Below are 6810 nucleotides of genomic sequence, written 5' to 3' on the forward strand. Positions count from 1 at the left end.
ATCCGGCCTATCGCAGCGCGGCCTCGCCCGGAAGGCGAGGACGATCAGCGTCGGCACGATGGACAGCGGCATTCCGCTTGTCCTTGGGCTGCCACGGGGCACCACTATCCATATGATAGGAATGGCACATGGCGCAGCCTGAATCGACAGGATCTTTTACGGATACGGATGCAAGGTGCGTTCCCGATTCCCCGACGTGGCAGCTGCGGCAGCCGCCCTTGCCGTTCATGCCCGGGATCATCAGGTCGCTGGCGTCGTTCGATGTCTCCGCCTTGGCATGGCAGAACGCGCAGTCGGTCTTGGTGTGATCCTTATGGTTGAACCACCCGGTATGATAATAGCGGTTGTTCTGCGCCACCTTCTGTACCGTGAAGCCCCCGGTCGAGGCCGCGCCGCCGGGGATCACCGTGTGGCAGTCGTAACACATGCCGCCTTTGGAAAAGACCTGGGCGACCGCCTGATCGGCGCGCGTGGGATAGAACCGCACCGCGCGGGCATAGTCCGCAGCGGTCGACTGGAGCGCGGCATCGCCGGGCACGCGGCGGGCCAGGCCCGACAGGTTGGCGGGTCGCACCGGCCCGGCCGAGCGGTAATAGGCGCGCAGATCGGCCACCACCATGGCGGGTTCGCCGTGGCGTAGCGTGCGGAACGTGCCGCCGACCTGGTCGAAGGTCAGGCTGTGGCAGGTCTGGCAGGATTTCTCCATCTTGACCGGCTCGTACCACGTGCCGCTGGGATCGACCTGATGGCAGTCCTTGCACTCGAGCGATGAGCGCCCGCCGTACATGTCGGCCCGGCGGTGGACCATCTGGGCGATGCCGTTGACCTTGGACAAGTGCGCGGCATGGGTGAATTTCAGTCCGTCGTTCTCGCGCAGTCCCTCGCTCCATGCCACGCGCTGCAGCAACGGCTTCTCCCCGGTGGGGTCGACGATGATCGTCGGCCGGAATTCCGGATGGGCCGTGCCGAAATCGGCGGCATCTGCGATCCTGGTGTCGGGCAAGCGCGATTTCAGTCCATCATGACAGGTGGTGCAGAACTGCTGCTGGGTGGCCGGCATAGCACCGGCACCCTCATGCTCGGTGTGACAATCGACACACCTGCCCGCCGGACGGTTGAACATCGTCGCCACCGCGCGCTGGAACGCGGCGAAACCTTCGGGATTGCCGCGTGCACGCAACAGACGGCCGCCATCGGCGATGTGCTGGTGCGCATCCTGCGTGTGGCACGACAGGCAGGCGTTGTCGCGCACCGCGACGAACGCCTTGGTGTGGCACGCCTGGCAGTTGTTGTTGAGGTTCTTGTGCGCCAGACTGAGGTGGCCCGAAGACCAGGTCTGGTCGGCATGGAACCCGGCGGGGCGGCGCGCATCCTTGTGCAGCGCCAGCGGCTGGTACGTGGCGTAGCTCCAGATCGGCAGCGCCAGGAACGCCACCAGCACCAGGATCGCGAACGTCCACGCCGACATCCGCTTGCCGGGCAGCAGGCCCTTGAGCGTGTAGACGGTGCCCGCATCCTTGTCCTCGGCGGAATCGGAAACCGCTTCGACGCGGCGCACGGTGAACGCGGGCAACCCGGTCTCGGCGTCGCGATCCAGCTTGATGCGGTGGCCGCCGAAACCCAGTTCCGCGCCGGCAGTGATGCTCAGTTCGCGCCGATTGACGCTGCGCCCGTTGACGTCGAACGGCTGCTCGCCGATCGATTCGATCATCAGGTGACCGTCGTCGATCTTGCGGATGCGCGCGTGCAGCGGATCGACCGCAAGATCGGGCAGGTGGATGGCGCACGACGAATCGCGGCCGATGGTCAGTTCGTCGCCCGCGACCTGGGAGGCGCGGACGATTTCCTCGCCGTTGGATTTCAGGGCGATCTGGCGGACCAGATAGCCCGTCGGAGTGCTGGGAGGAGGCGTGCTCATGGGGTCGCTCACCAGTAAAAGAAGACGCTGACGATATGGGCGGAAAGCGCCGCGATCAGCGCAAAGGTCACGGGAACGTGGACATAAAGCCAGGCCTGAAGCCAGCTTTTCAGCTTCAGGTGCCGGCGCATCCGGCCCAGCATCGCTTCCTTGCGGGTCAGCAGCGCATCGATCTTGTCGACCGGGTCATCGGCCACGCGCGGACGGTACGCGCGGGCCTTGCGCAGTTCGCCTGCGGCATGACGCGTGGCGCAGCGCGGATAGCGCCCGGTGATGCGGTTGATGAAATTGCCCGCGAACGGATCCTCGTCGAGGCTTTGTTCGACCAGCGCCGCGCTTTGCGGATCGAGCGGCTGCGCGGCGTCGTGGATCTGGCGATCGAGCGAGCGCAGCGATTCGATCATCTGCTTTTCGGTGATCGCGCCGTCTTCGTCATAACGGTTGGCCGACAGCGCCTGCGGCAGCGTGGCGTAGACCCAGATGCCGAAGATGCCCGAGATGATCACCACCATCATCAGCGCCCAGGCCAGCGTGTGGACGTTCCACGCGAAGTTGAAGCCCGAATGCAGCGTGCCGACCACGATCAGCGTCAGCCCGAGATAGACGTGCGCGCTGGTCCACGCCTTGAGCGACCAGCGCCCTGGGGTGATCGCGCGCTTGCGCATGCCCAGCATGGTCAGCCACAGGATCAGCAGCGCGCCGACCGTGCCCAGCGTATAGCCCAGCCAGCTCGACCCGAAGTGCTGACCCGGCAACGGCACGAAAATGTACAGTGCGATCAGCCCCGCCGCGAGCAGGGCGGAGATCTTCATCCACCGGCCGTTCTTGTGGGTCAGGAACCCTTCGTGCGTGCTGACCCGGTCGCGCCGTACCTTGCCGCGCCGGGGCGGCTTGGGGCTGCGCGTGGTGGTCGAGTTTTCCGTGGTCGCAGCGGTTTCCTGGTCGCCCTGATCGGGCCCGTGCGCAATGCTGGCCATGGCTCAGGCCCCTTCGTTGGTGAGGCGCGAAACGGTGAGGAACTCGTCCGGCGCAACGCGGATCGCGGCGCCGGTGGGGCAGGCGCGCACGCAGCTTGGCCCGCCGTCGATGCCCGCGCACATGTCGCACTTGATCGCCTTCTTGCGATCGAGCGATTCGTCGATCGCCGGGTCGCCGGTGTATTTGGTGTTCTTCTTCGACCACTTGTACGAAGGCTCGCCCGGTCCCGGGCCGTTGCCGAAGAACATCCAGCTGAGCAGGGACGGCTTCTTGGGCGGCACTTTGTCCATGCGGATCACGCCGTAAGGGCAGTTGCGCTGGCAGTTGCCGCAGCCGATGCAGGTGTCGTTGATGAACACCTCGCCATCGGGCCCGCGATGGATCGCGTTGGGCGGGCAATCGGCCATGCAGTGCGGGTGTTCGCAGTGGCGGCAACTGGTCGGCACGTGGAGGTGGGCAAAACTCTTGCCCGCCTCGCGGTCGAGCCGCGAGAGGCCGTCGTGGCTGTCAGCGCAGGCCTTTTCGCAGTTGTCGCAGCCCACGCACAGCCGCTCGTCGATCAGCAATACGTCGGTCGCCTCGCCCAGCCCTTGCGCGACGAGGAACTTGGCCTGTTCGGAATACAGATCGACCACGCCCGAGAAGCTGTCCTTGCGCGATTCGATGAACGCGTTGGTCTGGCGGCGCAGTTCCATGTCCTTGCGCGCGCGATCGAGCAGCGCGGGCTTGGATTGCAATACGCGGTCGAACGCCTCGCCATCGACGCGGATCACTTCGGACTTGATCGCGGCGCGGACGGTGGCGGTGCGTTGCCCGCCGTCGATCAGCGCCATTTCGCCCACATACGATCCGGCGGGCAGGTACGACAGGAACACGGGCTTGCCGCCCACTTCCTTCTCCACGATCATCGATCCGACGCGGATGACGAAGATGTCCTTGCCCTCGTCGCCCTCGGTGATGATCGCTTCGCCCGCCTTGACCTGAACGATCTTGGCGCTGTCGACCACTTCGCGGATGTCATCGGGCGCAAGCCCCGATCCGAACATCTGCAGCAGCTGGCGCTCGGTCGAGATGCGCTCGATCGCCTTCTTGGCGGACGGCACCTGGCTTTGCAGCTTGAGCGCGGCGTTGCGGCTGATCTCGACGCAGATCGCATCCTCGGCCGCGACCACCGTGGCGCCGCGCCGGCGGCCGGAGATCAGGCCGACCTCGCCAAAGATCAGGCCCTGGCCGATCGGCACGACCTTGGACGAATCCTTGGGGTCGATGCGCACTTTGACCGATCCTTGCGCGATCGCGAACAGCGACGAGCCCGGATCGTTCTTCTCGAAGATCACCTCGCCCTTCTTGTAGGCGCGCGCATCGGAATCGAGCATGAACTCGCGCATCTGCAGCGGGCTCATGCTGTTGAGGATGGTAATGTTGGAGCGCAGCAGTTCCAGCCATTCGTCCACGCCGCGGCGGCCGGGCAGGCCCTTGAACTTGGCTTCGAGCAGCGGCTCGTCGGCCGGTTTCAGGCTGGTGTTGCCGTTGATGAACTCGACCACGTCGTAGCCCTGGTTCATGCAGTGCTTGATCAGCGGATAGCCCGCCAGCGCGCCGATCACGAAAATGCCGGGCGCGGTCGATTCGAACACCGGCGACAGTGTGGGGAACGCCAGCCGGTCGGCGCTGGAAAATTCGATGCCGCACGCCTCGACGAACCCGCGCGGCGGGGCCGATCCGATGCGCGCGATGATCCGGTCGCAGCGGATCCGTTCCTCGCCGTCGCGCGTGGTCAGCGTGATCCAGCCGGGTTCGACCGCCTTGGTCTCGGTCTCGTAGCGGATGGTAAGCTTCTTGGCCTCGTGGTCGGCGACGAGCGAGAGCGCGTTGGGTTCTTTCGCGGTGGGAAAGCTTTCGCGCACGTTGGTCGATTTCGGCGCGCGGTTGAGCACGGTCACGACATTGCCCTGCGCCGGATCCTCGGCCAGCCCGCGCGCGTTCTCGATGCCGGCATCGCCGGTGCCGACGACGATGATGTGCTGGTCGAGCACCGCATACGGATCGTCGAGCTGGTAGGTCACGTGCGGCAGGTCCGAACCCGGACAGCGCATCAGGTTGGGGTTGCCCTGCGTGCCGATCGCCAGGATCACGGTTTCGGCCAGGATCGTCTCGCCGCTGGTCAGTTCCAGCGCATACGGCGGGGCGAACCGCTGCAGTTCGGTGACGGTGCTCGATCCGTCGCGCGCGCGGCTGACGATCTTCTGCACCGATCCCTCTATCGCCGGGCCGGTTCCCTTGATCGACTTGACGTCGGCATTGTATTTGACGTTCACGCCCAGTTCGCCGGTGCGATCGTTCCAGCGCTTGAGGATATCCTCGCGCTTGCCGGCGTCGAACTCCTGGTCGGAGCGCAGGATCAGCTGCGATGGCGTGGCCATCACGTGCTTGCCCTTCTGGTATTTGTAGATCGTGTCCGAAAGGTGATCGGTCTTTTCGAGCAGGACGTGGTTCAGGCCAAGCTTTGCCGCATGGCCCGCGGCGCTCATTCCCGCCGGACCCGATCCAATGATCGCAACCTTGTACACCTCGCTCACCGGCGTGCGTCCCCCGCAACGACAACAGCGGCGCCTATCGTGCGCCTACCCCGTCCATAGCCCGTGCGAACCCCGTTTGAAGCGACATTACCGAAAGCCCGGTCGATTGCCACCTGCAAATTCGCGACGCGGTCGCATCGCCGTTCGGCATCCTGACGCAAGGCGGTTGGCATGGCCTATCGCGCCGCTTGCCACTGGCGTGCCGGGCGCGATATGCCGCAGTGCACGCCCGGTTCGATCCGGACGTCAAGGAGCATGCGATGACCGAGGCCAATCCGTCACCCGAACCCGACGCGACGACCCCGGCCAGCCCGTCCCATGATGCCAGCCCGACGGATTCGCCGGCGGCTGCTTCCATACCTGCTCCGGAACCCGCAGACGTTGCCAAGGCCAGCCGCATCGGCCGAATCGCCCTGATCGGTGCGGGCGTGCTCGCGCTGGGCGCGGGAACCGTGGCGATGGTGCGCAGCCAGAAGGACGTGCAGGTCGCCCCGCCGGTCGCCACCGCCAGCCAGGCGCAGCCCTCGGTCGACGACGTGATCGCCAAGCTGGAGGCCAAGCTCAAGGACAATCCCGACGATGCCGAAGGCTGGCGCATGCTCGGCTGGTCGTATTTCCAGACCGAACGCTATGCCGAATCCGCCACCGCGCTGAAGCACGCGACCAAGCTTGATCCCAAGAACGCCGAGACTTATTCCTTCCTTGGCGAGGCGCTGGTGCTCGCCAGCAAGGAAGAGGGCAAGATCCCGGGCGATGCGCAGGCCGCGTTCGCCCGCGCCATCGCGATCGACCCCAAGGATGCGCGCGCGCGCTATTTCCGCGCCGTGGCGTTGGACCTGGCCGGGCAGCACCGCGCGGCGATCGAGGCGTGGTTCGCGCTGCTCAAGGATACGCCGGGCGACGCGCCGTATGCCAACGACGTGCGCGACGTGATCCGCACCGTCGGCAAGAAGAACAAGATCGAGGTCGAAAAACGGCTGGCCGAGGCGCAGTTCGCCGCGCCCAAGAACGGCATGGTCACCAACGGCCCCGACAAAGTCGCCGCCGCCATTCCCGGGCCGAACAGCGAGGAGATGAAGGCGGCCAGCCAGCTGCCCTCGGGCCAGCAGGAAGCGATGATCCGCGGCATGGTCGATGGCTTGCAGACCAAGCTGGAGGCCAACCCGCAGAACGCGCAAGGCTGGATCATGCTGATGCGCAGCCGCATGCAGCTGGGCGAACAGGCCAAGGCGGCCAAGGCGCTGAAGGACGGCCTTGCCGCTTTCCGCAACGACGGCGCCGCCAGCCGCCAGCTGCGCGAAGCGGCCGCCACGGTCGGCGTGCCGGGGGCGTAAA

General features: G+C 65.9%; 4 protein-coding genes. 1 reads left to right on the plus strand and 3 read right to left on the minus strand.

The annotated features are described in order from the left end of the window. Positions 1-7 precede the first annotated feature (7 nt). From NL2_RS01430 to NL2_RS01440, 3 genes are read right to left on the minus strand one after another with little or no spacing between them, the layout of a single operon-like run. Positions 8-1918 carry a cytochrome c3 family protein gene (locus NL2_RS01430; protein ID WP_068070890.1) on the minus strand — a complete coding sequence of 637 codons (1911 nt, stop codon included), beginning with the start codon at positions 1916-1918 and terminating at the stop codon, positions 8-10. Positions 1919-1926: 8 nt separating this feature from the next. After that, positions 1927-2895, minus strand: a complete 969-nt coding sequence (locus tag NL2_RS01435; RefSeq protein ID WP_245647520.1) for a hypothetical protein — start codon at positions 2893-2895, stop codon at positions 1927-1929. Positions 2896-2898: 3 nt separating this feature from the next. Beyond that, the gene (locus NL2_RS01440) at positions 2899-5475 is read right to left on the minus strand and encodes a cyclic nucleotide-binding domain-containing protein (protein ID WP_084355768.1); all 2577 of its coding nucleotides are present in this window, start codon (positions 5473-5475) and stop codon (positions 2899-2901) included. 260 nt (positions 5476-5735) lie between these two features. On the opposite strand from NL2_RS01440, the gene NL2_RS01445 reads away from it, so the two are divergent. After that, positions 5736-6809 (plus strand): tetratricopeptide repeat protein, encoded by a 1074-nt coding sequence (locus NL2_RS01445; protein ID WP_084355780.1) that lies wholly within the window; start codon positions 5736-5738, stop codon positions 6807-6809. Position 6810 lies beyond the last annotated feature (1 nt).

The sequence above is a fragment of the Novosphingobium lentum NBRC 107847 genome, from assembly GCF_001590965.1.
Classification (GTDB): domain Bacteria; phylum Pseudomonadota; class Alphaproteobacteria; order Sphingomonadales; family Sphingomonadaceae; genus Novosphingobium; species Novosphingobium lentum.